Origin of the sequence: Massilia sp. Root418, from assembly GCF_001425265.1 — a bacterium.
GTDB lineage: Bacteria > Pseudomonadota > Gammaproteobacteria > Burkholderiales > Burkholderiaceae_D > Rugamonas.
Window position 1 is genome coordinate 467092 of sequence record NZ_LMEC01000022.1, and the last position, 22774, is coordinate 489865.

A 22774-nucleotide genomic window follows, 5' to 3' on the forward strand; every position below is an offset into this window, starting at 1 on the left:
GCGGCACTCATTTGCCCGCCATGCCCAGCGCCGCCAGCAGGCGCTTGGCGCCGTCGCGCCGGATGCCGAGCGTGCTTGCCATGGCCAGCAGCGCGGCGCGCGGCTTGCGGGTATGGCGCGCGGCTGTCCACAGGCAGGCGCTCGCGCGGCTGTCGCCGTGCACGTACAGCTGGTAGGCGGCCGACCACAGGGCTTCGCTCCAGCGCGCGCGCTGCGCGGGGTTCAGCGCATCGGCGCTCAGCCAGCGGTCGTGGATCAGGAACAGCGTGTAGCAGTGTGCGGCGGACGGGCGCACAAAGGTGGTGCGCACGATGGAGGTGGAAACAATGCGGTAGTGCGCCACCGGCCCCGGCTCGTAGGCGAAGTCGTAGGCGGCGGCCAGGCGCAGCCACATGTCGTAGTCCTCGTACGTCAGCCGTTCGTCGTAGTAGCCGGCGTCGGCCAAGGCCTGGCGCCGTATCAGCGTGGCCATGGCGGGAATGAAGTTGCCGTCGGCCAGCGCGGAGAACACCTGGCCCGACGGCGGCTGGAAATCGGGCCGGTGCTGCTCGATGAAGCGCAGCGGCAGCGGTTTGCCTTCCTCGTCCATCTGCCAGGCGTCGGAATACAGCACCGCCACGCTGGCGCTCTGGGCGCGCATGGCGGCCAGCTGGCGCTCGATCTTGTCCGGCGCCCACATGTCGTCGGTGGCGATCATGCTGATGAACTCACCGCGCGCGCCGGCGATGGCTTCGTTCAGGGTGGCGCAGATGCCGGCATTCTTCGCGTGGCGGATGAAGCGCGCGTCCGGCCGGTGTTCGGCCAGCCAGGCGGCGATCAGGTCGGCCGAGTCGTCGCGCGAGCAGTCGTCGGTGACGATCAGCTCGAAGTCCTGGCAGGTCTGGGCGCGGATGCTGTCCAGGCAGGCGTGCAGAAACCGCGCGTGGTTGTAGCACAGCGCGATGACGGTGACAGCTGGTCTGGCGGACTGCGTTGTCATGCCGCTTTGTCTGCCGCGCTTGCGCTCACGTTTGTGCTCAGCTGGCGGCACGCCGCCGCGACTTCGGCTTGCTGGCTGTCCTGCATCTGGGGCCAGAACGGCAAGCTCAGCACTTCGGCATGGATCGCTTCGGAAACCGGGAAGCGGCCCGGTTCCAGCTTCAGTTCAGCGTAGGCCGGCTGCAAGTGCGGCGGCACCGGGTAGTGGATGATGGTCTGGATGCCGCGCGCGGCCAGGCCTTCCTGCAGCTGCTGGCGCTGGGCGCTGCGCACCACGTACAGGTGCCACACGGGTTCGGCCCACTCAGGCACGTGCTGCGGCACCAGGCCGCTGCCTTGCAGGGCGGCGCTGTACTGCGCGGCCAGCGCGCGGCGGCGCACGTTCCAGCCGTCCAGCAGCGGCAGCTTGGTGCGCAGCAGGGCCGCCTGCAGCTCGTCCAGGCGCGAATTGTGGCCCTGAACTTCGTTGTAGTACTTGACCTTGGAGCCGTAGTTGCGCAGCGTGCGCAACTGCTCGGCCAGCGTGTCGTCGTTGGTGACGATGGCGCCACCGTCGCCCAGCGCGCCAAGGTTCTTGCCTGGGTAGAAGCTGAACCCGGCCGCATGGCCCAGGGTGCCGGCGCGGCGGCCTTTATAGCGCGCGCCGTGCGCCTGCGCTGCGTCTTCCAGCACCTTCAGGCCGCGGCGTGCCGCCAGCTCCATGATGGGGTCCATGTCGGCCGGCTGGCCGTACAGGTGCACCGGCATGATGGCGCGCGTGCGCGGCGTGATGGCCGCTTCGATCAGCGCCGGGTCGATGTTCATGGTGCGCGGGTCTGGCTCCACCGGTACCGGCGTCGCGCCGGTGTAGGACACCGCCAGCCAGGTGGCAATGAAGGTGTTGGACGGCACGATCACCTCGTCGCCCGGACCGACGCCCCAGGCCTTGAGCGTGAGGAACAGCGCGTCCAGGCCGTTGCCCACGCCGATGCAGTGGCGCGCACCGCAGTAGTCGGCGAACTCGCGCTCGAAGGCGGCGGTCTCCGGGCCGAGGATGAAATTGCTGGAGTCCAGCACACGGCGGAAGGCGTCGTCCAGTTGGGGACGCAGTTCGGCGTGCATCGCGCTCAGGTCGAGGAAAGGAATCATGGCGTATCGAGGTGGCGGAAAAGTGGAAGGGAATCAGGCAGCCGGCGCCGCGCCGCGTGTCAGCGCAAGAAACTGCTCGTAGTCGCGTACGTAGTCGCTGCCCCGGTAGACGTCCGAGCACAGCACCAGCAAAATCGCGTCTGGGCTGTACTTGTAGTGCACGCGCCACAGGCGTGGCGGCACGTGCAGGCCGATGGTGGGCGAATCCAGCACCACCTCGTCGCGCGAGGTGCCGTCGTCCAGGGCCACCGAGCAGGAGCCGCGCAGGCAGACCAGGAACTCATGCAGCTCCAGGTGGGCGTGCTCGCCGCGCACCTCGCGGCTGGGCACGTCGAACACGACGAAGTAGCGCTTGGGCGCGAAGGGCAGGTGCTGGTCGACCTCGCCGAACACCAGCGCGCCGCGCAAGTCTTCCACCAGCGGCATCGGGTGCAGTTTGGCGCCGGCGACGTTGAGCGCGCGCGGCAGCTGCTCCGGCGCAGCCGCAGGCAGCGGCTCGGTGCGCGAGGGTGCCGAAGCGGCAGCCTGGGGCGAGGAACTGGCATAGCCGGTGATGCGGGCAGGGTTGCCGACCACAATGGCGTTCGGCGGCACATCGCGCGTGACCACGGCGCCGGCGCCTACCATGGCGTTGCGGCCGATGCTCAAGCCTGGCAGGATGGTGGCGTTGGCGCCGATCGAGGCCCCCTGGTGGATTACGGTGGCCGGCCACTCGTCGGCATATTGCCTGCTGCGCGGGTAGCGGTCATTGGTGAAGGTGGCGTTGGGACCGATGAACACGTCATCCTCCACCGTCAGGCCGTCCCATAGCTGCACTCCGCACTTGATGGTGACGCGGTCGCCGATACGCACCTTGTTCTCGATAAAGACGTGGTCGCAGATATTGCAGTCGGCACCGATGACGGCCCCAGGCAGCACATGGGCGAAGGCCCAGATGCGGGTGCCTGCACCAATCTGATCGGTCTCTACCAGGGCGTGCGAGTGTTGAAAGTGGTTAAGCATGGGCGCGTGGAGTTGGATGGCGGTTGTGCGGGCTGGATTGTGCAGGCAGATTAAGCGGACTGGAAGCGGCCAGCCACGCTGGCCAGCATGGTGCCTTCCGCGCTGGCGGCCGGGCGTCCGGCAGCGTGCCAAAGCGTCAATACCATCGTAACATAGCTGATCGCCCCGGCACAGATGCAGACTAGCAACTGCAACAGCGCCGGCCACGGCTGGGCGGCGCCGGCCAGTTGCCGTTGTAGCAGCAGCACCACAGCGCCCATGACTGCGGCGCCGGCTAGCGGGCGCCAGAGGGCGCCGAAGTAGCGCGCCGCGCTCAGCCCGGTCATGCGCAGGAACACGATGTGCAGCGGCACCAGCACCACGCAGGACATCACCAGGTGGACCCAGGCCGCGCCCAGCGCACCGTACTGCAGACTGGCGTACGCCAGCGCGGGCAGGTACAGCACCAGCATGGCGCCCGACAGCATGGTGTTGGCTTTGGGCTTGCCCAGCGCCACGATGACCATGATCAGGTTGGACTGGATGGCGCTGGTCAGGCCGCACACGGTAAACAGCTGCAGCAGCGGCACCGCGGCCGCCCATTGCGGCCCCAGCAGCACGGCAACGGCCGGGCCCGCTACGCACGCCAGGCCGATCGACATGGGGAAGGCCAGCAGGCCAATAAAGCCGAATACCGACAGGAATTTGCTGCGCAGCGCGTCCAGGTTGGCCGCGTTGGCCGAGTAGGCCGGGAAGGCGGCGCGGTTGATAGGCGCGATCAGTTCGGTCGACGGCAGCACGGCGATTTCGCTGGCCACGTTGTACAGGCCGAGGTCGTGCGCGCCGACAGTGCGCCCCAGGATGAAGCTGTCGGACTTGTTCTGCAGGAACACGATCAGGTTGGACACCAGCAGCCACTTGGAAAAGTGAAATAGATCGCGGCTGGCGGCCAGCGAAAAGCGCGGCCGGAACGGATGGACTTTATAGCTGAGCAGCACGGCGCACAGCTTGCCAACGATGATGCCGCCCACCAGTGCCCAGTAGTTGCGCAAAGTGAACGCCAGCACCATGGTCACGGAGAAGGAGATCAGCTTTTTCGACAGCAGGAAGCGGAATTCCTGTCCGAAATTCATCTGCTTGCGGAAGGTGACCGTGCCGATGTTCTCGGCACCCTGCACCAGCGCGCCGATAGCCAAGACCGACAGCACCAGCTGCAGCTTGGGTTCGCGGTAGAAATCGGCAGCGAACGGCGCGCACACCAGCAGCAGCAGGGCCACGCTGGCGCTGAACAGTACGTTGTAGGTCCAGGCCGTGTCGAAATGGTGGCGCTGCGCGTCCTGGCGCTGGATCAGCGCGACGTCGAAGCCGAACGCGCCCATCAGCTCGATCAGCGTGAGCACCGACATGGCCATGGCCACCAGGCCGAAGTCGTCCGGCGTGAGGATGCGCGCGAGGATCAGGGTGCTGGCCAGTCCGATGCTGCGTTCGACCAGCCGCAGCGCCATCATCAGGCCCGCGCCGCGGGCGAGCGAACTCACGCCGCGCTCCTGGCGGGCGGCTGCTGCGCCGGTGACATAGGGTAAAAAGGCAAGATAATGCAAATGGATTAACTGATGTTGTGTATTAGAACACAGAACAGCCGCTTTGCGGTTTGTTAAATAGCGACATCGAGCAGTAGGACTGGCAAGCCATCTTTTAATATAATGACAAATTACGATACGCGCAGGGAATCCTGATGGAACAAGCAAACCACCCGTTGGTCGTCGACCTGGACGGCACGCTGACGCCGACCGATACGCTGGTCGAGTCCGGCATCAAGCTGATCCGGCGCTCGCCGGCGGCCTTGCTGCGCATGCCGTTCTGGCTTCTGTCCGGGCGCGCCGGTTTCAAGCGCGCGATTGCCGAGCGCTGCGGCGTGACGGCGCACAGCCTGCCTTACCACCAGCCGCTGCTGGAATACCTGCGCGCGGAAAAAGCGCGCGGGCGCCGCATCGTGCTGGCCACGGCCGCCCACAGCAGCATCGCCGACGAGGTGGCCGGCCACCTCGGCCTGTTCGACCAGGTGCTGGCCACCGGCGCCGGCGACAACCTGAAGGGCGCGGCCAAGCTCAGCATGATCCAGCGCGAAGTGGGCGCGGACTTCGTCTACGCCGGCGACAGCCGCGCCGACCTGCCCGTGTGGCAGGGCGCGCGCGGCGCCATCCTGGTGGGCGCCAGCGCGCGCACCAGCGGCATCGTGCGCGGCGGACCGGTGCCGGTCGAGCGCGAGTTCAACGGCCACAGCCGCTCGCTGAAAGTGTGGCTGCGTGCGCTGCGCGCCCACCAGTGGCTGAAGAACCTGCTGCTGTTCGTGCCGCTGTTTGCCGCCTTCTCCTTCCTCGACCTGGCCAAGCTGGGCCATTTGGCGCTGGCTTTCGTGGCGTTCTCGCTGGCAGCCTCGGCCACCTACGTGGTGAACGACCTGTGGGACCTGGAATCGGACCGCGCCCATCCGCGCAAGAAGCTGCGGCCCTTTGCCAGCGCGCAGCTGCCCATCCTGCAGGGCCTGCTGGTGGCGGGCGGCGCGCTGGCCGTGGCGCTGGTGCTGGCCGCGCTGGTGTCCAAGGGATTTTTGCTGGTGCTGCTGCTGTACCTGCTGCTCACCAGCGCCTACAGCTGGGTCCTCAAGGAATACATGCTGGTCGACGTGCTGATGCTGTCGCTGCTGTATACCCTGCGCATCCACGCCGGCGCGGTGGCCACCGGCATCACGGCCAGCTCCTGGCTGCTGGCCTTCTCGGTGTTCGTCTTCCTCAGCCTGGCGCTCATCAAGCGCTGTTCCGAGCTGGTGCTGCTGCAGCAGGACGGCCGTACGGCCACCCGCGGGCGCGACTACCGGGTCGACGACCTGGTGGTGCTGTGGCCGCTGGGCGTGGGCGCGGCGCTCAGCGCGGTGGTGGTGCTGGGCCTGTTCATCAGCGCGCCGGAAACGCAGGCGCGCTACCACACCCCGGACCTGCTGTGGCTGGCCGCCTTCGGCATGATTTACTGGCTGGGCCGGCTCTGGATCAAGACCTCGCGTGGCGAAATGCACGACGATCCGGTGGTCTACGCCATCCGCGACGGCGGCAGCCGCACTGCCATCCTGGCCATCGTGGCGCTGGCGCTGGCGGCCCGCTTCCTGTCCCTGTAGCGCCAAAATTATTTCCTGTTGGAATAGCCGAACGGATGCTATCATGCCAAAGTAGCGCTATGAAAATTACAACAATCATTGTATTCTAGTACACGGTTCGCGCCCGTTTCCCCGTTGTTGGTTCCCGGTTGGAACTGTGTGGCGCAGGTCCAACAGTTCAGGCTGCATCAGCGGCGGCATGATCCATGGCCGCGCAGTAGCGCTAAAATGGATGCCCGCCCCGCCTGACCCGCGCGCCGCACCACGAACTTGTTAATGTTTAGCAAGATATTTTATTTCTGTATGGGTTTGAAATGAACAATGCCAAGGTAGTTGCGGTTGTCGGTCTGGGCTATGTCGGTTTGCCGCTGGCAGTGGAGTTCGGCAAGAAGCGGCCCACCATCGGGTTCGACTTGTCCGAACGCAAAATCGACAGCTACCGGCGCCATTGCGATCCCACCGGCGAAGTTGCGCCGGACGAGCTGCGCGCCGCCGCCCAGCTGCGCGTGACCACCGATCCGGCCGCGCTGGCCGATGCCGACTACATCGTGGTGGCCGTGCCCACCCCGGTCGACAACGCCCACAATCCCGATTTCTCGCCGCTGGCAGGCGCCAGCGCCACGGTCGGCCGCCATATGAAAAAAGGCGCCATCGTGGTGTTCGAGTCCACCGTGTACCCGGGCGCCACCGAAGAGGTCTGCGTGCCCATCCTGGAGCGCGAGTCCGGCCTGACGTGGAAGCAGGATTTCCATATCGGCTACTCGCCCGAGCGCATCAATCCGGGCGACAAGCTGCACACCCTGACCACCATCCTGAAGGTGGTGTCCGGCGACGACGCCGCCACCCTGGACGAGGTGGCCGCGCTGTATGAATCCGTGATCACCGCCGGCGTGTACCGCGCCTCCAGCGTCAAGGTGGCCGAGGCTGCCAAGGTGATCGAAAATACCCAGCGCGACTTGAACATTGCGCTGATGAACGAGCTGGCGCTGATCTTCGACAAGATCGGCATCGACACCCTGGAAGTGCTGCAGGCGGCCGGCACCAAGTGGAATTTCCTGCCCTTCCGCCCGGGCCTGGTGGGCGGCCACTGCATCGGCGTGGACCCCTATTACCTGACCCACAAGGCCGACATGGTGGGCTACCACCCGCAGGTGATCCTGGCCGGGCGCCGCATCAATGACGGCATGGCCAAGTTCGTGGCCGAGAAAACCGTCAAGACCATGATAGCCGCCGGCTGCCACGTGAAGGGCTCGCGCGTCAACGTGATCGGCCTGACATTCAAGGAAAACTGCCCCGACCTGCGCAACTCCAAGGTGGCCGACATCATTGCCGAGCTGCAGAGCTACGGCGTGGAAGTGCACGTGCACGACCCGGTGGCCGAGGCCGACGAGGCGCTGCACGAATACGGCGTGGAACTGGTGCGCTGGGAAGACTTGCCGCGCGCCGACGCCATCGTGGCGGCCGTGCCGCACGCCGAACTGCTGGCCATCCCGCACGGCGAGCTGTGCGCCAAGCTGACCCCGCTGGGCTGCTTCATCGACGTCAAGTCGGCCTTCGACCTGGCGCCCATCAGCGCGGCGGGCCACGCGGTGTGGAGGCTGTGATGGGTGGTGCGCCGGCGGCCTACCTGGAGCGGCAGCAGCAGCTGCGCGACCAGCCGCGCCACTGGCTGGTGACCGGCGCGGCCGGCTTCATCGGCTCCAACCTGGTCGAGGCGCTGCTCAAGCTGGGCCAGCGGGTAACCGGGCTGGACAATTTTGCCACCGGCCACCAGCACAACCTGGACCAGGTGCGCGACGCGGTCGGCGACGCAGCCTGGCAGCGCTTCCGCTTCTTCCGCGGCGACATCCGCGTGCCGGCCGACTGCGCCGCGGCCTGCGAAGGAGCCGACTACGTGCTGCACCAGGCTGCGCTCGGCTCGGTGTCGCGCTCGATCGCCGACCCGCAGACCACCAACGACGTCAACATTACCGGTTTCCTGAACATGCTGGCCGCCGCGCGCGACGCCCAGGTCAAGCGCTTTGTGTACGCCGCCTCCAGCTCCACCTACGGCGACCACCCGGACCTGCCCAAGATCGAGGAGCGTATCGGCAATCCGTTGTCGCCCTACGCGGTCACCAAATATGTCAACGAGCTGTACGCCGGCGTGTTCGCGCGCTGCTACGGCACCGAGACGGTGGGCCTGCGCTACTTCAATGTGTTCGGCCCGCGCCAGGACCCGCACGGCGCCTACGCCGCGGTGATCCCGCAGTGGGTGGCGGCGCTGATCCGCAACGAGCCCGTGTTCATCAACGGCGACGGCGAAACCAGCCGCGATTTCTGCTTTATCGACAATGTGGTGCAAGCCAATGTGCTGGCCGCCACCGCCGCCGCGCCGGGCGCGGCCAACCAGGTCTACAACGTGGCGCTGAACCAGCGCACCAGTTTGAATCAGCTGTACGGCATGATGGTGGCCCTGCTGCGGGAACGCTGCCCGCATCTGGACCAGCACCGGCCGCAATATGCCGGCTTCCGGGCCGGCGATGTGCGCCATTCGCAGGCGGACATCGGCAAGGCGGCGCAGCTGCTTGGCTATGCGCCCACGCACCGTATCGATGAAGGCTTGGCCGTAGCGATGGATTGGTATGTCGGCAGCCTGACAGCCAGGTAAGTACAAACAGAACGGCGGCGGCCTGCGTACGGCCCACCCCGTCATCCATCGCCGCGAAGCGTACGCACTGGGGAAGGAACAACAACATGTTAAAAATAGCCAATCACTACGTGTCCAAGGTCGCGTTCAGCCTGCTGTTCGTGGAGATCCTGATTTTGATCGGCGCGTTCTACGCCGGCTCGGCCATCCGCTACTTCGACGGCGACGACTTCCTGCTGCCCCGGCTCGACCATTTCCTGCTGTCGGCCTGCGTGTTTACCGCCGCCATCGTGTTTTCCATGAGCGCGCTGGGCATGTACCAGCTCAATTTCAGCGAAGGCTTGCGCAATCCCTTCTTCCTGCAGCTGGTGCCGTCCTTCGCCATGGGCTTCGGCATCCTGACGCTGGTGTTCTACGTGGCGCCGGACCTGTATTTCGGCCGCGGCATCCTGTTGCTGGTGTTCGCCATCGCGGCCGGCGGCATCCTGATGGCGCGCGCCATCTTCTTCACCAGCTCCAAGTTCCGTTTCCTGGAGTCGCGCATCATTTTCCTGGGCAATGGCGCGCTGGCCAAGGAGTGCGGCGACCTTGCCCTGCATTCGAACAGCTACCACAAGTACGACGTGGCCGGCTACGTGGCCATGCCGGAAGAGGAGTCGCGCGTGGCCGCCAACTCGGTGCTGGCCATGGAGCCCGGCATGTCGCTGGTGGCGCTGGCGCAGAAATACAATGTGCGCGAAATCGTGGTGTCGGTGCAGAACCGGCGCGGCGGCACCTTCCCTATCCGCGAATTGCTGGAATGCAAGCTGTTCGGCGTCAAGGTGACTGACGCGGCCACCTTCTTCGAGCGCGAAACCTGCCAGATCCGGGTCGAATCGCTGCAGCCGAGCTGGCTGGTCTTCGGCGGCGGCTTCGACCAGAGTTTCATCCGCACCTTCATGAAGCGCACCTTCGACATCATCGTCTCCATCGTGATCCTGCTGCTGGCGCTGCCGGTCATGGTGTTTACCGCCCTGTGCATCAAGCTGGAGGACGGCGGCGCGCTGATCTACAGCCAGGAGCGGGTCGGCAAGGGCGGGCGCAGCTTCAAGGTGCTCAAGTTCCGCAGCATGGGCACGGACGCGGAAAAAGGCGGCAAGCCGCAGTGGGCGGCGCAGAACGACCCGCGCGTCACGCGCGTGGGCGGCATCATCCGCAAGCTGCGGGTCGACGAGCTGCCGCAGCTGTGGAACGTGTTCAAAGGCGAGATGAGCTTTGTCGGCCCGCGCCCGGAGCGGCCGTATTTCGTCGAGCAGCTCAGCGCCGACATCCCGTATTACAACGTGCGCCACAGCATCAAGCCCGGCATCACCGGCTGGGCCCAGGTGCGCTATGGCTATGGCGCCTCGGTGGAGGACGCGGTGCAAAAGCTGCAGTACGACCTCTACTACGTGAAAAACAACAGCCTGTTCCTCGACTTGCTGGTGCTGATCGATACCCTCAAGGTGGTGTTGTTCGGCAGCGGCCGCTGATGGCGGTGCCGCGATGCTGAGCAGTGTCGCCGTCTTCAGCTACGGCGCGGCGGCAGCGGCCTTCGCCGTGCTGCTGGTGCTGCAGCTGAGCGTGTGGCGCGGCCGCGCGCACGCGCCCGCGCTGGCGGCGGCCGCGCTGGCCACGACGCTGTGGGCCGCCCTGAACGCCTGGGAAGCGGCCTACGCCACCCAGCCGTCGGAGTGGAACGACGCGCTCGACATTGTCCGCAACGCCGCCTGGTCGGTCTTTCTGCTGTTCCTGCTGGGCTTTTTCCAGCGCGGCGCCGGCTGGCAGTTGCTGCGCCATAACCGTCTGCTGCGCCTGGTGGCCGGCTTTTACGCGCTGCTGCTGGCGGCCGAGACCTTGGCCAACTGGGCCCCGGGCCTGCTGGCCCGGGTGGGCGGCATGCTGCCAGTGGTGATGCTGCGCGCCGGCGCGGCCGTGCTGGGCATGATCCTGGTCGAGCAGCTGTACCGCAACAAGCCGCTGCAGGAGCGCTGGGCGCTCAAGTACGCCTGCCTGGGCATAGGCGGCATGTACGCCTACGATTTCTACCTGTACAGCGACACCATGCTGTTCCGCCAGCTCAACCCGGACATCTGGGCCGCGCGCGGCTTCGTGCAGGCGCTGACCATGCCGCTGATCGCACTGGCCGTCTCGCGCAGCAAGGCCTGGTCGTCCGAGCTGTCGGTGTCGCGCCGGGTGCTGTTCCACTCGGCCGCGCTGGCCGGCTCGGCGGCCTATCTGCTGGTGATGAGTTCGGCCGGCTACTACCTGCGCTTCTTCGGCGGCAGCTGGGGCTCGGTGATGCAGGTGGCCTTCCTGTTCGGCGCCACGGTGCTGCTGGCCGGGGTGCTGTTCTCGGGCGCATTCCGGGCCTGGCTCAAGGTTTTCATCAGCAAGCATTTCTACAGCTACAACTACGACTACCGCGAAGAATGGATGGGCTTTACCCGCATGCTGTCGGCGGACGGCCCCAACCTGGCCGAGCGCGCCATCCAGGCCGTGGCCGGCCTGGTGGAAAGCCCGGGCGGGGCGCTGTGGCTGCGGCGCGAGTCCGGCCTGTGCGAGCCGGTGGCGCAGTGGCATATGCCGCTGGTGAGCGAAGCCGAGCCGGCCGACTCGGCCTTGTGCCAGTTCCTGGAGAGCAAGAACTGGGTGATCGACATGCAGGAATACGAGCGCAGCCCCAGCCTGTACGATGACATCGCCATCCCGGACTGGGTGCGCCAGTTCCCGCGCGTGTGGCTGGTGCTGCCGCTGATCATGCAGGGCCGGCTGTCCGGCTTCATGCTGCTGCAGCTGCCGCGCAGCGCCATCCAGCTGAACTGGGAAGTGATCGACCTGCTCAAGATTGCCTGCAGCCAGGCCGCCAGCTACCTGGCCCAGCAGGAGGCCGCCATGGCGCTGATGGTGGCGCGCCAGTTTGAATCGTTCAACCGCATGTCGACCTTCGTGGTGCACGACCTGAAAAACCTGGTGGCCCAGCTGTCGCTGCTGATCCCCAACGCGCACAAGCACCGCAACAACCCCGAATTCCAGCAGGACATGCTGGACACGGTCACCCATTCGGTGCAGAAGATGAAGCTGATGCTGCAAAAGCTGAGCCGCAACGATGCGCCGGCCCGTCCCGCACCATTGTTTATTGACCAACTGTTGCAACAGGCCGTATCCTTGAAGGCAGCGTTCGAACCGCGTCCGCAATTGCGGGTGGAAACGCCCGGCCTGCGCGTGCTGGCCGACTGGGAGCGCCTGGAGCGGGTGCTGGGGCACTTGATCCAGAACGCGATCGAGGCCACGCCGCGCGACGGGCAAGTCACCATCGCCCTGCGCCGGCTCGGTAGCGTCACCGGCGGCGCCGTGCTGGTGGAAATCAGCGACAGCGGCGCCGGCATGACGGAGGAATTCATCCGCGACCGGCTGTACAAGCCGTTCGAGTCGACCAAGCCGGCCGGCATGGGCATAGGCGCGTTCGAGAGCCGGGAATACATCCATGAGCTGGGCGGCACGCTGGAAGTGAGCAGCCGCCCGCAGCAGGGCACGACCTTCCAGGTCACCCTGCCGCTGTACAACCAGGACGCGATGTCCGTGGAACGCGCGGCCTGAGAAAAGGAATATTGTGAGCAAATCCAAGCTGTTGATCATCGAAGACGACCCCGGGCTGCAAAAGCAGCTGCGCTGGAGCTTCGACGCCTATGAAGTGCTGGTGGCGGGCGACCGCGAGGCGGCGCTGGCGCAAGTGCGCCGCCACGAGCCCGAAGTGGTGATCACCGACCTGGGCCTGCCCCCCGACCCGGATGGCGCCACCGAAGGCCTGGCCACCCTGCAGCAGATCCTGGCGCTGGCGCCGGAAACCAAGGTGGTGGTGCTGACCGGCAACCAGGACCATGCGCACGCCGTGGCCGCCATCGGCCTGGGCGCCTACGACTTCCACCAGAAGCCGGCCGACCCCGACCTGCTGGGCCTGGTGGTCCAGCGCGCCTTCTACCTGCACGCGCTGCAGCGCGAAAACCGCCGCATGCAGCAGGCCCAGGCCGATTCGCCGCTGGCCGGCGTGATCAGCCGCGACGCCGGCCTGCAGAAGATCTGCCGCAGCATCGAAAAAGTGGCGCCCACCTCGGCCTCGGTGATGCTGCTGGGCGAGAGCGGCACCGGCAAGGAAGTGCTGGCGCGCGCGCTGCACCAGCTCAGCCCGCGCTCGAAAGAGCGCTTCATGGCCATCAACTGCGCGGCCATCCCGGAAAACCTGCTGGAATCGGAGCTGTTCGGCTACGAGAAGGGCGCCTTCACGGGCGCGGCCAAGCAGACCAAGGGCAAGGTCGAGCTGGCGCACGGCGGCACCTTCTTCCTCGACGAGGTGGGCGACCTGCCGATGGCGCTGCAGGCCAAGCTGCTGCGCTTCCTGCAGGAGCGCGTGATCGAGCGCATCGGCGGCCACGAGGAAATCCCGGTCGACGTGCGCATCGTCTGCGCCACGCACCAGAACCTGAAGGAACTGGCCACGGCCGGCCGCTTCCGCGAGGACTTGTACTACCGCCTGTCGGAAATCGTGGTCACCATCCCGCCGCTGCGCAACCGCGTGGGCGACGCGGCGCTGCTGGCGCACCACTTCAAGAACAAGTTCTGCGCTGCCGAGTCGCGCCCCGCGCTGCACTTCAGCCAGGAAGCCATGAACGTGATCGAGGCCTATCCTTGGCCGGGCAATGTGCGCGAGATGGAAAACTGCATCAAGCGCGCCGTCATCATGGCCGACGGGCCGCACATCGTGGCCGAGGACCTGGGCCTGTCCGGCGCACTGCTGCCGGAAGAGCCGCTGAACCTGCGCCAGGTGCGCGACGAGGCCGAATACAAGGCCATCGTCAAGGTGCTGGCGCGGGTGGACGGCAACATCGTCAAGGCCTCCGAGCTGCTGGGCGTGAGCCGGCCCACCCTGTACGACCTGATGAGCCGCCACGCCATCAAATCCGGCTCCTGACCGGCGCCATGCGCCAGGCAGTTGTCGTCTACGCCTTCCTGCTGTTCTACGGCAGCCTGTATCCCTTCCAGTGGGCGCCCCGCACCGAGCCGCTGTTTGATTTCCTGCTGCACCCGGGCGCCGCCTACCTGGGCAAGGTCGACCTGGTGCAGAACGTGCTGGTCTACATGCCCTTCGGCCTGCTGCTGGCGGTGTGGTGGTCGCGCCGCCACCGCTATTGGACCGCGCTGCCGCTGGCGGTGGCGGCCGGCACCCTGTTCAGCGTGAGCGCCGAGATCGTGCAGCTGTGGCTGCCGGCCCGGGTGTCGTCGGCGGCCGACGTGGCCATGAACCTGCTGGGCACCCTGTGCGGCGCGTTGCTGGCCGGCCTGCTGCGGCGCGACACACACAGCGGCGCCCGCCTGCAAGGCTGGCGCGACGGCTGGTTCGCGCGCGGCGCCATCGCCAACACCGGCCTGGTGGTGGTGGCGCTGTGGCTGCTGGCGCAGACCAGCCCGCTGATGCCCGTGTTCGGATTGTGGCGCTGGAAGCAGGCGCTGGCGCCGGCCTACTTCCAGTTGCGCGGCATGATGCCGTTCAGCCTGGCCATGCTGTTGTCCTTGGCGTGTAATTTCACCGCGCTGGCCCTGCTGCTGCGCGCGCTGATCAAGCCGGGCAAGCCCTGGTGGCGGCTGTACGGGGTCCTGGTGCTGGCCGTGCTGGCCTGCCAGCTGCTGATTGACGGCCATACGCTGCGGCTGGAGGAGGTGGCCGGCGCGGCGCTGTCCTGGCCGCTGCTGACGTTGCTGCTGGCCGCGCTGGGCAGGCCGGCATCCGGGCAGCTCGCAAATGGGCAGCCGACGTACGGCCAGCCGGCATATGGGCATCCGGCATGCGGGCTGCCGGCGGGGCAGTCCGATCCGGCGCTGCGGGCCGCCTGCGCAGCCATTGCACTGCTGGCCCTGGCCATGGTGGCCGGCGAGCTGTCGCCGGCGCACGGCGGCTGGCGCGGCGGCGGCTTCAACTGGGTGCCGTTCCGCGGCCACATGCGCAGCCTGCAGGGCTTTACCAACATCCTGGAATTCCTGTGGCCCTTCATGGGCATGGCCTGGCTGGCGCGGCAAGTGTCGCCGCCCGCGCGCCACCACGCCATCGCGGCCTTGGGTGGCGCGGCGGTGGCGCTTGGCATGTTTGCCATGGAGTGGGCGCAGCTCTACGTGCCGGGGCGCTCGGCCGACATCACGCAAGTGATGCTGGCCTGTGCCGGCTGGGCCGCGCCGTGGCTGGTGGAGGAATGGGTGCTGGCGCACCCGCCTCCGGCCGGAGCGGCCGCTTAGTTGGTTTTGGCCGGGGCCGGCTGCTGGGGCAGCTGAGCCGTGCCCTCCTGCGCTGCGCCCTCGCTGGCGGCCGCCTTGTCCTCCTCAGCTTCCTCGCCTTTTTTCTTGGCCGCCGTTTCCGGCGGCGCGGCCGACACGTCCCATTTGCCGGCCTGTACCAGCATGTTCTTCAAGCCCGGCAGCGGGAAGCCCAGCGCGTAGGCTTTCTGCGCGTACCTGTTGGCGTTCACCATGTCCTTGTTCTTGAAATAGACTAGGCCCAGGTTGTAGTTCGTGCTCGGGTTGTCTGGATCCAGCTCGGCGGCGGTCAGGTAGCGCGGCAGCGCTTCGGCGTCGCGACCCACCGACAGCAGATAGCTGCCATACAGCGTGTGGGTGGACGCATCGTCCGGCGCGAAGCGCACAGCGCGGTCGAAATAGCATTCCACCGGGCGCGTGCCGCCGGGCAGGAACAGGCTCTTCTTGTCGCGCGACGCGACCCGGATCACCGTGCCCAGCGCCAGCGCATGGTTGGGGAAGGCGCGCAGGGTGTAGTCGATATCGCCGCTCAGCGTGCTGCTGCGGCCCTTGATACCGTTCTCCACGTCGGCCGTGAAGTGGGCGCTCTCTACCAGGCGCAGGTTGAACGCCAGTTCGCCGGCGCCCTTGCGGTAATCGTAAGGACCGTAGGCGTTGTCCAGGTTGCCGCAGTACGGCTCCTTTTTGCGTGCTTGCGCTGGCTGGGCCAGCATGGCCAAAGCGGCCGCCGCCAGCAGGGCCGCCAACAGTTTGGCACGGGTTGGGGTGTGCTTCTTCATGTCTTTCTCCATCATGCGTGATGTGCCGCAACCTGGTCCAGCAACTGCGCCAGCTGCTCGGTACGCGCGCGCCGCGAATGGGCGGCGATCACGGCGGCCGGCGCCAGCGGCGCGGTGCCCTGGCGGACCTGCTCCAGAAAACGCGGCAGTGCCTCGATGATCGCATCTTTCCGGTCCAGCGGGGCGATGCTGTCGACCCCGGCCTGGCGCAGTGTGGCGGCAGTGTCACCGTCGCTGTCGGTCAGCGCCAGGATGGGGCGCCGCGCGCGCAGGTACTCGTACAGCTTGGCCGGCACCTGGTGGTTGCAATTGGTGGCTTGCAGGATCAGCAAGCCGTCCGCGTTCAGCATTTCGGCCAGCGCGGTGCGGTAGGGCACGTGCGGTGCCAGCTGCACGATGTCGCCGATGCCGTGCTCGGCGATCAGGCCGGCCAGGTACTCGTCGTGCGCCGTGGCGCGCAGCACCACGCGCAGGGTGGCGCCGCTGACGGCGCCGCGCTGCTGCAGCGCGGCCAGGGCCTGGAACAGCGGCACCGGGTCGCGCTCGGACGGGTAGATGATGCCGCTGTGCACCAGGGTCAGCGGGCCGCCGTGCGCGCCCGGCGCCGGTGCCGCGCCGTCGCGTTCGGCGTCGGCGAAGTTTTCCTCGTCGTAGGCGTTCTCGATCAGGCGGAAACGGTCGCGCGGAATCTCCGGGAAGCGCGTCTCGTAGGTCTTGATGGCGCCCGGCGTGGTGCACACGGCCACCGTGCAGTGCTCGATGGTCTTGCGTTCTATCCACTGGAACACCCGGCGCGTGCGCGGGTCGGACGGGTAGCTGACGTCGGTCATCGGGTCGCGCAGGTCGGCCACCCAGGGCAGGCCGGTCAGGCGCCGCAGCACCAGGCCGATCAGGTGCGCGCTGGCGATCGGATAGGTCGACCAGATCACGGCGGGGCGGTGCTGGCGGATCAGGCGCCAGCCGGCCGGGATGGCGCCCAGGCACCAGCTGGCCCAGCGGTCCGGCAGCGCCATGAAGCCGGCATAGCGCCCGCCGACGGCCAGGTGGCGCGCGGTGTCGAGCGCGAACGCGCGCGTGACCGGCACGCTGGCCGGGATGTCGCCCATCTGGTCGTCGCCCGGATTGGCGTAGGCGCGCGGATGGGCCGACAGCATGACCGGGCCCCAGCCCGACTGCGGCAGGTATTGCGAAAACTTCAGGGTGCGCTGGATGCCGCTGCTGCCCCGCATGGGCGGGTAGTGGTAGGCGATCATCAGCACGCGTTTGTTTACCATGAACGCATCCATTCTCCGGTCCAGTCTGCTACTTGGTCGCGCCAGGCACGGCGCGAGAAAGTGTGGTCGGCTTGCGCCAGTTCCTGTTGTGTTACGCGCGGCGCAGCCAGCAGCTTCTGCCAGGGACGCGAGGCCTTCACCGCGTCGCGGAATTCCTGCGCCGTCAGGTCGGCGCCGCTCAGGATGAGCAGCACCTTGCCCTGGAAGGCGGCCAGGCTGTCGTGCATGCGGCCGGGCAGTGGCGGCAGGTCTGGGTCGGCGATGCGCGGCACCGGTGCGGCGCTCACGCTGGCCGGGGGGGCTGTGGCAGCCGGCGCCGCAGGTTCGGCAGCCGGCGCCGCCGCGGCGGCCGGGCTGGCAGGGTCGGCCGCCTTGCCGGAGGCCGCGCCCAGCAGGCCGGTGAAGGAGCGCAGCGCGGCGCCGTAGTTAAACTGCCCGGTGAAGATTTTCTTCCACAGTTCGGGCTGCAGCAGGCGGTCGCGGTAATAGTGCTTCAGCGTGGCCTTGGCCAGCCCGCCCTCGGTGCGCACCCAGGGGTTGAGCAGCACCACGCCCTGCACCCGCGCGTCGTGCGCGGCGTAGAACAGGGCGGCCGAGGCGCCGTCGCACAAGCCCCACAGCACCACTTCGCGCACGGCCGGCACGGCGGCCTGGAAGCAGTCGATGGCGCAGCGCAGGTCGTCCTGCACCATTTCAAAGTCGCGCTGCTCGCCCTCGGCGTCGCCCATGCCGCGGTAGTCGAAGCGCAGCACGGCAATGCCTTGCGCGGCCAGGTGGCGCGCCAGCAGGGTGAATTGGCGGTGGCTGCCGCCCCGGTACTGCGGGCCGCCCACCACCACCACCACGCCGCGTTCGGCCGGCTGGGCCGGCACGCTGGCCACGCCGAACAGGCAGTCGCCGCCGCAGTCGAAACTCAGTGCGCGTTCTTCAAACTGCATGGGAGGCCTCGCTGCCGTTGCTGACGGCGGCATTGCCGGCGCCGGCCGGTTCGCCGAACAGGGCGCTGCTCGCTGCCAGCAGCGCTGGACAGGTGGCGATCTCCTGCGTGCCCCAGAATGCGGGGCCGGCCACGGTCTGCGCGTGCAGCGCGGCGCCTTGCGCCTGCCAGGCCGTCACCAGCCTGGCCGAGGCCGGCGTGAGCGGCCGGCCTTCGGCTGCCACCACGTCCAGCCAGTGCAGCGGGCAGGGCGGCGGCGCTATTTTCGCCAGGTCCACCGCGTCCAGCGCGTCGGCCAGCTCCGGGGCCAGCTCGTAGCCGGCCACTTCCAGCGCCTCGCCGGCGCGCAGCTGCTCGCGCAGCGCGCTGGTGCCGGACTTCTGGCCGTCGCCGCCCAGCATGTCGCTGGCCATGCGCAGGCGCAGGAACTGGGTCAGGTAGGCGCTGCCGCTGTGCACCGGTTGCCACAGCAGCATGCGCTGCGGCGCCGGCGCGCCCAGCGCCTGGTGCTGGCGCGCATAGTCGAGCGCCAGCAGGGCGCCCAGGCGCAGGCCCCACAGGCCCACCGGCCGGCCGAGGCGGGCCGACAGCCACTGGCAGCCCAGCGCCACGTCGGCCAGCCACAGCGCCCAGCGCGCGTCGACGAAATCGCCGCTGCTCTCGCCGGTGCCGTACAGGTCGATCTGCAGCACCGCAATGCCTTGCGCAGCCAGCGCGCGCGCCTGCAGCGCGGCCATGCGGCGCGATTTATTCATTTCCTCGCCGAACGGCGGGACGTACACCAGCCCGCCGCGGCAGGCGCCCACGGCCGGGTGGAACAGGCAGTAGCGCTCCCCCGCAGCGGCCTTCAGGAAGAAGGGCTGGGCGTGCGCGGCAGGGGAAAACAGACTCATTGTTCAGTTCATGCGGTCAGTTTGCGCTCGACAAACGCCGTCAGGCTGCCGACGCTGGCGAAGGTGGCGGCGTCGATCTCGTCGTCGTCCACGCTGAAGCCGAACTGCTCTTCCATGGCGGCGATCAGCTGGACCACAGCCATCGAATCGAGTTCCGGGATGGCGCCCAGCAGGGCCGACTGCGGGGTCAGCGCGTCGGCGGCGGCGCCCAGGCTCAGGACGTCGGCCAGGATATTCTTCACTTCTTGCAGATACATTGCTTACTCCGTGGATGGTTCGGTATGGCGGGCGGGAACGGGCTGCGCCCCCGGCTGTGCCGTTGGCTGCGCTGCGGGCTGCGCCGGCGCGCGTCCGCCCTTGAGGTTTTTGACCAGGGTGTGCAGGCTTTTCAGGGCCGGCCACCGGTAGTGGGTGATATGGTACATGCTGCGCACCTCGTCAGTCCACCGCAGGTGCCATTCCATCACCTTGCCGTAGAACTCCAGGCGCTCGAACAGGCGTTCCTCGAACAGCACGTGGCAGGTGTCCTCGCGCATCAGGAAAGCCGGCGAATACTGGCTGCTCAGGCTTTCGTCGTAGGTGGTCTTCAGCACGATCTTGGCGCCGCCGCCCTCGATGCAGAGGTTCATGGCCACCAGGCGCTCGTCGAAGAAGTAGCGGTACACGCTGGCCTCGCCGCGCTGGGCGAAGTTCTCCAGCATGCTGCGGTAGAAGCGGCCCTGCGCATTGTCCGGATGGATGGCGGTGCCCAGCTCGGCTTTCCAGCCGGCGCTTTCTAGCACGCCGTAGTCGGCCACCGCCTGCGCCATGTCGGCCGGCGCGCGCAGCACGTCCATGCGCGCCGTGATGCCTTCCTTGGCCAGCTTGGCGCGCTGCTTTTTCAGGTTGGCGCGCAGGTTCTTGCCGCGCGCGGCCCAGTATTCGTCGAAGGTGCCGGCAATGGTGATGCGCGCCGTGCTGATGTAGTCGGCCGTGCGCAGCTGGGCGCCGTCGGCCGGGCGTGGATGCAGCCAGGAATCGAACTGGGTCAGGCCCAGCACCAGCGGCATGCCGGGCAGGCTGCGCAGCAGGCTGTCCATCAGCTCGGGCAGGGTCTGGTCGGGCAGGTGCAGCCACATGCCCAGCGGCTGCTGGGAGGGCTGGAAGGTTTGCCAGGCGCCTTGCTGGCTCTTCTTGAGCAGCGCCATGGCCACGGTGCGCCCGCCGCGCTCGCACACCGCCAGCCATTCGCCGCCGTCGCCGAATTCGGTCAGCAGCGGCTGCACGAAAGCTGGTTCGAGCAGGGGCGAGTTGACGCTGGCCTTATTGAGGTCGCGCCAGCGGGCGGCATGGTCGGCAAACTGGCTGGCCGGCAGCAGGGTCCAGCTCATGGCGCGCGCGCCGCCAGCAAGGCGGCCTTGATCTTGTCTATCATCCAGTCGAGTTCCTGTTCCTGTAGTTCTTGGTGGCAAGGGAACTGCAGCACATGGCGGGACAGGTCCACGCTGGCGCTGCAGACGGTGGCGTCCACGCCCTGCCACAGGTATTCGGCAAAACGCACAATGGGCACGCCGTCATTCTTGAGCGAGGCGAACACCGTTTCGGGCAGGTCCACGTACAGCGGGAAGACCCAGGGGTAGACCCGCTCCGGCAGCGCCGCGTGCAGCGGGCGGCAGCCGGGCAGGCCGGCCAGCGCGTCCTGCAGGCGCTGGTAGTGGCGGCGGCGCAGCGCGCCCATGCGGCTGCGCGAGACCAGCCGCAGCATCATGCGCGAGAACAGCGAACCGCGCTTGTGCAGCCAGGCCGGGTCGAAGCCGAAGCCGCCTTCGGACGAGCGCGGCGCCATGGCGGCCGGCGCGCCGTGGCTGCGCCGCTTGAGCTGGCCCAGCAGGAAATTCTTCAGGCCCAGCGGCAGCGCCAGCAGGCGCTGCACGGTGCGCAGGCGCTGGTACTCGAAACCATCCTCCAGCGCGTTGACGGCCATCTTGGCCTCGAACTTGAAGCCGCCGGCCTCGAGCCGCACCGGCGCCAGCGAGTGGCGCGCCGACACCAGGCAGCCGCCCTCGTAAATGGGGAAGAACTTCATGGTGCTGGCGATGGCGTAGTCGCCGAAGGAGCCCACCGGCTGGCCGTTGTGCTCGCCCAGGAAGCAGTGTGCGCAGTCTTCCAGCAGCATCAGGCCGTGCTGGTCGCAGAAGGCGCGCAGCGCCGTCAGGTTTTGCGGGAAGCCGAAGTAATTGGTGGCCAGCAGCACCTTGGCGCCGGCCAGCTTGGCCGCCACGTCTTCCAGGTTGACCTGGGTGTCGGCGTGGATGCGGTAGAACACCGGCGTGGCGCCCAGCCACACCACCGGCTCGATCATGGAGGCGCAGTGGTAGGACGGCACCAGCACGCGGTCGCCCGGGCCCACGCCCATCTGGCGCAGCGCCAGCGCGATGGCCACCCGGCCGCTGGTGACCAGGCGCGCTTCGCGCGTGTCCAGGATGGAGGGGGTGTGGCCGGCCGCCCGGCGGAACGAGGCGCGCGACAGCACCGGCTTGGTGGGGATGCGCGCGCGCGGGTAATTGGGCAACGCTGGCGGGTGCCCGGCCGGCGGGGTGGACGGCGCAGGCGGCTGGCCACCCGGGGCGGGGGCACGCTGCTGGGCGAGGTCTGCTGTCTGGGCCATCTGCGGGAATCTCCGGTTTGTTTCAATTAATGCATCAGGTAGTATAACTGTTGCAACAAATTTGCACAATCACACTGTCTGGCCCGGCCGGTACAGATTGTGCAGCAGGCGCAGGGTGAAGCCAAGCGGTTTGCGGTCCCATGGCGTGAAGCGCGGCAGCTGGAACAGGTCGGCGCCTGGGCCGGCCGCGCCCCACGAGGTGCACACGGCCGCCTCGAAGCCCAGCTCGCGCGCCAGCGCCACGTGGGCCGCGTGGTAGTCGCGCCCTGGCTTGCCGTTGGGGTAGGCGAACAGGCGCACCGGGGCGCCCGTCATGTCTTCCAGCACGGCTTTGCCGCGCGCGATTTCCTGCCGCGCGCCGTGCTCGTCCATGCTGGCCAGGATGGGGTGGTGCACCGTGTGCGCGCCGATTTCCATGCCGGCCGCGTGCAGCCGGCGCAGCTGTCCGGTGTTCATCATCAAGTCGTCCGGTAGGGCCAGGCCGAGGTGGCGGCGCAGCTGGTCCACCGCCTCCAGGCGCGCGTCCGGCTCCAGGTATTTCAGCTGGCCCAGCAGGGCGTGGATGGCGGCCGTGCGTTCGCCGGCGCTGCCGATGGCGTGGCTGCCGTAGCCCAGCGCGTCGAGCTCCAGGCGCGGGCCGGGCGCGCCCCGCACCAGTTCGATGACGGTGTCGTTCCACATGCGCCCGCCGTTCAGGAAGCCGGTGGCGACAAAGAAGGTGGCCGTCAGGCCGTGGCGCTGCAGGATGGGCAGCGCGATCTCGGCGTTGTCGGCGTAGCCGTCGTCGAAGGTGACGCAGGCCGCGCGCGGCGGCAGCGTGCCCTCGCGTAGGCGGCGCGCCGCCTCGGCCAGCGGCATCACGCAAAAGCCTTGCTTGAGCCAGGCCATCTGCTGGTCGAAGCGCGCCGCGTCCACCTCGTCCGGGAACAGGGGATCGGGGCGCGGCAGCACACGGTGGTAGATCAGGATGCTCAGGCTGCGGCGCGCGCGGCCCAGCGCGCCAAGGCGCAGCAGGGAGCGGCGCGCCAGGGCGGCCAGGTGGGTGGTTGCACTCAT

At 67.8% G+C, this 22774-nt stretch carries 19 protein-coding genes; 7 read left to right on the plus strand and 12 right to left on the minus strand.

Going from position 1 to position 22774, the window contains the following annotated elements; all coding sequences use genetic code 11:
• Positions 1 to 7: 7 nt before the first annotated feature.
• The 4 genes from ASC94_RS22645 to ASC94_RS22660 are packed head-to-tail and all read right to left on the minus strand — an operon-like array spanning position 8 to position 4625.
• Positions 8 to 979, minus strand: a complete 972-nt coding sequence (locus tag ASC94_RS22645; RefSeq protein ID WP_056400950.1) for a glycosyltransferase — start codon at positions 977 to 979, stop codon at positions 8 to 10.
• A complete protein-coding gene (locus ASC94_RS22650; RefSeq protein ID WP_056400953.1) occupies positions 976 to 2106 on the minus strand; it encodes a DegT/DnrJ/EryC1/StrS aminotransferase family protein in 1131 nt (376 codons plus the stop codon). Before ASC94_RS22650 ends, ASC94_RS22645 begins: the two co-directional genes overlap by 4 nt.
• 33 nt (positions 2107 to 2139) lie before the next feature.
• Positions 2140 to 3108 (minus strand): WxcM-like domain-containing protein, encoded by a 969-nt coding sequence (locus ASC94_RS22655; protein ID WP_056400956.1) that lies wholly within the window; start codon positions 3106 to 3108, stop codon positions 2140 to 2142.
• A 50-nt stretch (positions 3109 to 3158) separates the two neighbouring features.
• Positions 3159 to 4625: a lipopolysaccharide biosynthesis protein gene (locus tag ASC94_RS22660; RefSeq protein ID WP_056400967.1), complete on the minus strand. Its 1467-nt coding sequence runs from the start codon at positions 4623 to 4625 to the stop codon at positions 3159 to 3161.
• Positions 4626 to 4822: 197 nt separating this feature from the next.
• Here ASC94_RS22660 and ASC94_RS22665 point away from each other — a divergent pair, with 197 nt between their 5' ends.
• From ASC94_RS22665 to ASC94_RS22695, 7 genes are all read left to right on the plus strand, one after another.
• Positions 4823 to 6259 (plus strand): UbiA family prenyltransferase, encoded by a 1437-nt coding sequence (locus tag ASC94_RS22665; protein ID WP_056400970.1) that lies wholly within the window; start codon positions 4823 to 4825, stop codon positions 6257 to 6259.
• 293 nt (positions 6260 to 6552) lie between these two features.
• Positions 6553 to 7842 carry a nucleotide sugar dehydrogenase gene (locus ASC94_RS22670; RefSeq protein ID WP_056400972.1) on the plus strand — a complete coding sequence of 430 codons (1290 nt, stop codon included), beginning with the start codon at positions 6553 to 6555 and terminating at the stop codon, positions 7840 to 7842.
• Positions 7842 to 8888 (plus strand): SDR family oxidoreductase, encoded by a 1047-nt coding sequence (locus ASC94_RS22675; protein WP_056400975.1) that lies wholly within the window; start codon positions 7842 to 7844, stop codon positions 8886 to 8888. The genes ASC94_RS22670 and ASC94_RS22675 overlap by 1 nt, the downstream gene beginning before the upstream one ends.
• 86 nt (positions 8889 to 8974) lie before the next feature.
• Positions 8975 to 10378, plus strand: coding sequence for a TIGR03013 family XrtA/PEP-CTERM system glycosyltransferase (locus ASC94_RS22680; RefSeq protein ID WP_056400986.1), 1404 nt, complete (start codon positions 8975 to 8977; stop codon positions 10376 to 10378).
• A 13-nt stretch (positions 10379 to 10391) separates the two neighbouring features.
• On the plus strand, positions 10392 to 12485 hold the full coding sequence (gene prsK, locus ASC94_RS22685) for an XrtA/PEP-CTERM system histidine kinase PrsK (RefSeq protein ID WP_056400989.1): 2094 nt from the start codon (positions 10392 to 10394) through the stop codon (positions 12483 to 12485).
• A 13-nt stretch (positions 12486 to 12498) separates the two neighbouring features.
• Positions 12499 to 13854, plus strand: a complete 1356-nt coding sequence (prsR, locus tag ASC94_RS22690; RefSeq protein WP_056400992.1) for a PEP-CTERM-box response regulator transcription factor — start codon at positions 12499 to 12501, stop codon at positions 13852 to 13854.
• An 8-nt stretch (positions 13855 to 13862) separates the two neighbouring features.
• Entirely contained in the window at positions 13863 to 15170 is a 1308-nt protein-coding gene (locus ASC94_RS22695; protein WP_056400994.1) for a VanZ family protein, read from the plus strand.
• Here ASC94_RS22695 and ASC94_RS22700 read toward each other — a convergent pair.
• The 8 genes from ASC94_RS22700 to ASC94_RS22735 form a co-directional block, all read right to left on the minus strand.
• Positions 15167 to 15967, minus strand: a complete 801-nt coding sequence (locus tag ASC94_RS22700; protein WP_056400999.1) for a type IV pilus biogenesis/stability protein PilW — start codon at positions 15965 to 15967, stop codon at positions 15167 to 15169. The two genes, ASC94_RS22695 and ASC94_RS22700, sit on opposite strands and share 4 nt — an antisense overlap.
• A gap of 11 nt (positions 15968 to 15978) precedes the next feature.
• Positions 15979 to 17241, minus strand: a complete 1263-nt coding sequence (locus ASC94_RS22705; RefSeq protein ID WP_229417378.1) for a glycosyltransferase — start codon at positions 17239 to 17241, stop codon at positions 15979 to 15981.
• A complete protein-coding gene (locus tag ASC94_RS22710; protein WP_056401002.1) occupies positions 17235 to 18179 on the minus strand; it encodes a hydrolase 1, exosortase A system-associated in 945 nt (314 codons plus the stop codon). Before ASC94_RS22710 ends, ASC94_RS22705 begins: the two co-directional genes overlap by 7 nt.
• Positions 18169 to 19071: a hydrolase 2, exosortase A system-associated gene (locus ASC94_RS22715; protein WP_082616757.1), complete on the minus strand. Its 903-nt coding sequence runs from the start codon at positions 19069 to 19071 to the stop codon at positions 18169 to 18171. The genes ASC94_RS22710 and ASC94_RS22715 overlap by 11 nt, the downstream gene beginning before the upstream one ends.
• Positions 19072 to 19079: 8 nt before the next feature.
• Positions 19080 to 19328 (minus strand): acyl carrier protein, encoded by a 249-nt coding sequence (locus ASC94_RS22720; protein WP_056401005.1) that lies wholly within the window; start codon positions 19326 to 19328, stop codon positions 19080 to 19082.
• A gap of 3 nt (positions 19329 to 19331) precedes the next feature.
• Positions 19332 to 20441 carry a GNAT family N-acetyltransferase gene (locus ASC94_RS22725; protein WP_082616758.1) on the minus strand — a complete coding sequence of 370 codons (1110 nt, stop codon included), beginning with the start codon at positions 20439 to 20441 and terminating at the stop codon, positions 19332 to 19334.
• The gene (locus ASC94_RS22730) at positions 20438 to 21718 is read right to left on the minus strand and encodes an aminotransferase class I/II-fold pyridoxal phosphate-dependent enzyme (RefSeq protein ID WP_082616759.1); all 1281 of its coding nucleotides are present in this window, start codon (positions 21716 to 21718) and stop codon (positions 20438 to 20440) included. The genes ASC94_RS22725 and ASC94_RS22730 overlap by 4 nt, the downstream gene beginning before the upstream one ends.
• 69 nt (positions 21719 to 21787) lie before the next feature.
• Positions 21788 to 22774, minus strand: a complete 987-nt coding sequence (locus ASC94_RS22735) for a polysaccharide deacetylase family protein (RefSeq protein WP_056401008.1) — start codon at positions 22772 to 22774, stop codon at positions 21788 to 21790.

Bases quoted from the DNA above. Each gene is read 5' to 3' on its own strand.
- ASC94_RS22645 (WP_056400950.1), bottom strand. From the start codon at position 979: ATGACAACGCAGTCCGCCAGACCAGCTGTCACCGTCATCGCGCTGTGC.
- ASC94_RS22650 (WP_056400953.1), bottom strand. From the start codon at position 2,106: ATGATTCCTTTCCTCGACCTGAGCGCGATGCACGCCGAACTGCGTCCC.
- ASC94_RS22655 (WP_056400956.1), bottom strand. From the start codon at position 3,108: ATGCTTAACCACTTTCAACACTCGCACGCCCTGGTAGAGACCGATCAG.
- ASC94_RS22665 (WP_056400970.1), top strand. From the start codon at position 4,823: ATGGAACAAGCAAACCACCCGTTGGTCGTCGACCTGGACGGCACGCTG.
- ASC94_RS22670 (WP_056400972.1), top strand. From the start codon at position 6,553: ATGAACAATGCCAAGGTAGTTGCGGTTGTCGGTCTGGGCTATGTCGGT.
- ASC94_RS22675 (WP_056400975.1), top strand. From the start codon at position 7,842: ATGGGTGGTGCGCCGGCGGCCTACCTGGAGCGGCAGCAGCAGCTGCGC.
- ASC94_RS22680 (WP_056400986.1), top strand. From the start codon at position 8,975: ATGTTAAAAATAGCCAATCACTACGTGTCCAAGGTCGCGTTCAGCCTG.
- prsK (WP_056400989.1), top strand. From the start codon at position 10,392: ATGCTGAGCAGTGTCGCCGTCTTCAGCTACGGCGCGGCGGCAGCGGCC.
- ASC94_RS22695 (WP_056400994.1), top strand. From the start codon at position 13,863: ATGCGCCAGGCAGTTGTCGTCTACGCCTTCCTGCTGTTCTACGGCAGC.
- ASC94_RS22700 (WP_056400999.1), bottom strand. From the start codon at position 15,967: ATGAAGAAGCACACCCCAACCCGTGCCAAACTGTTGGCGGCCCTGCTG.
- ASC94_RS22705 (WP_229417378.1), bottom strand. From the start codon at position 17,241: ATGGTAAACAAACGCGTGCTGATGATCGCCTACCACTACCCGCCCATG.
- ASC94_RS22710 (WP_056401002.1), bottom strand. From the start codon at position 18,179: ATGCAGTTTGAAGAACGCGCACTGAGTTTCGACTGCGGCGGCGACTGC.
- ASC94_RS22715 (WP_082616757.1), bottom strand. From the start codon at position 19,071: ATGAGTCTGTTTTCCCCTGCCGCGCACGCCCAGCCCTTCTTCCTGAAG.
- ASC94_RS22720 (WP_056401005.1), bottom strand. From the start codon at position 19,328: ATGTATCTGCAAGAAGTGAAGAATATCCTGGCCGACGTCCTGAGCCTG.
- ASC94_RS22725 (WP_082616758.1), bottom strand. From the start codon at position 20,441: ATGAGCTGGACCCTGCTGCCGGCCAGCCAGTTTGCCGACCATGCCGCC.
- ASC94_RS22730 (WP_082616759.1), bottom strand. From the start codon at position 21,718: ATGGCCCAGACAGCAGACCTCGCCCAGCAGCGTGCCCCCGCCCCGGGT.
- ASC94_RS22735 (WP_056401008.1), bottom strand. From the start codon at position 22,774: ATGAGTGCAACCACCCACCTGGCCGCCCTGGCGCGCCGCTCCCTGCTG.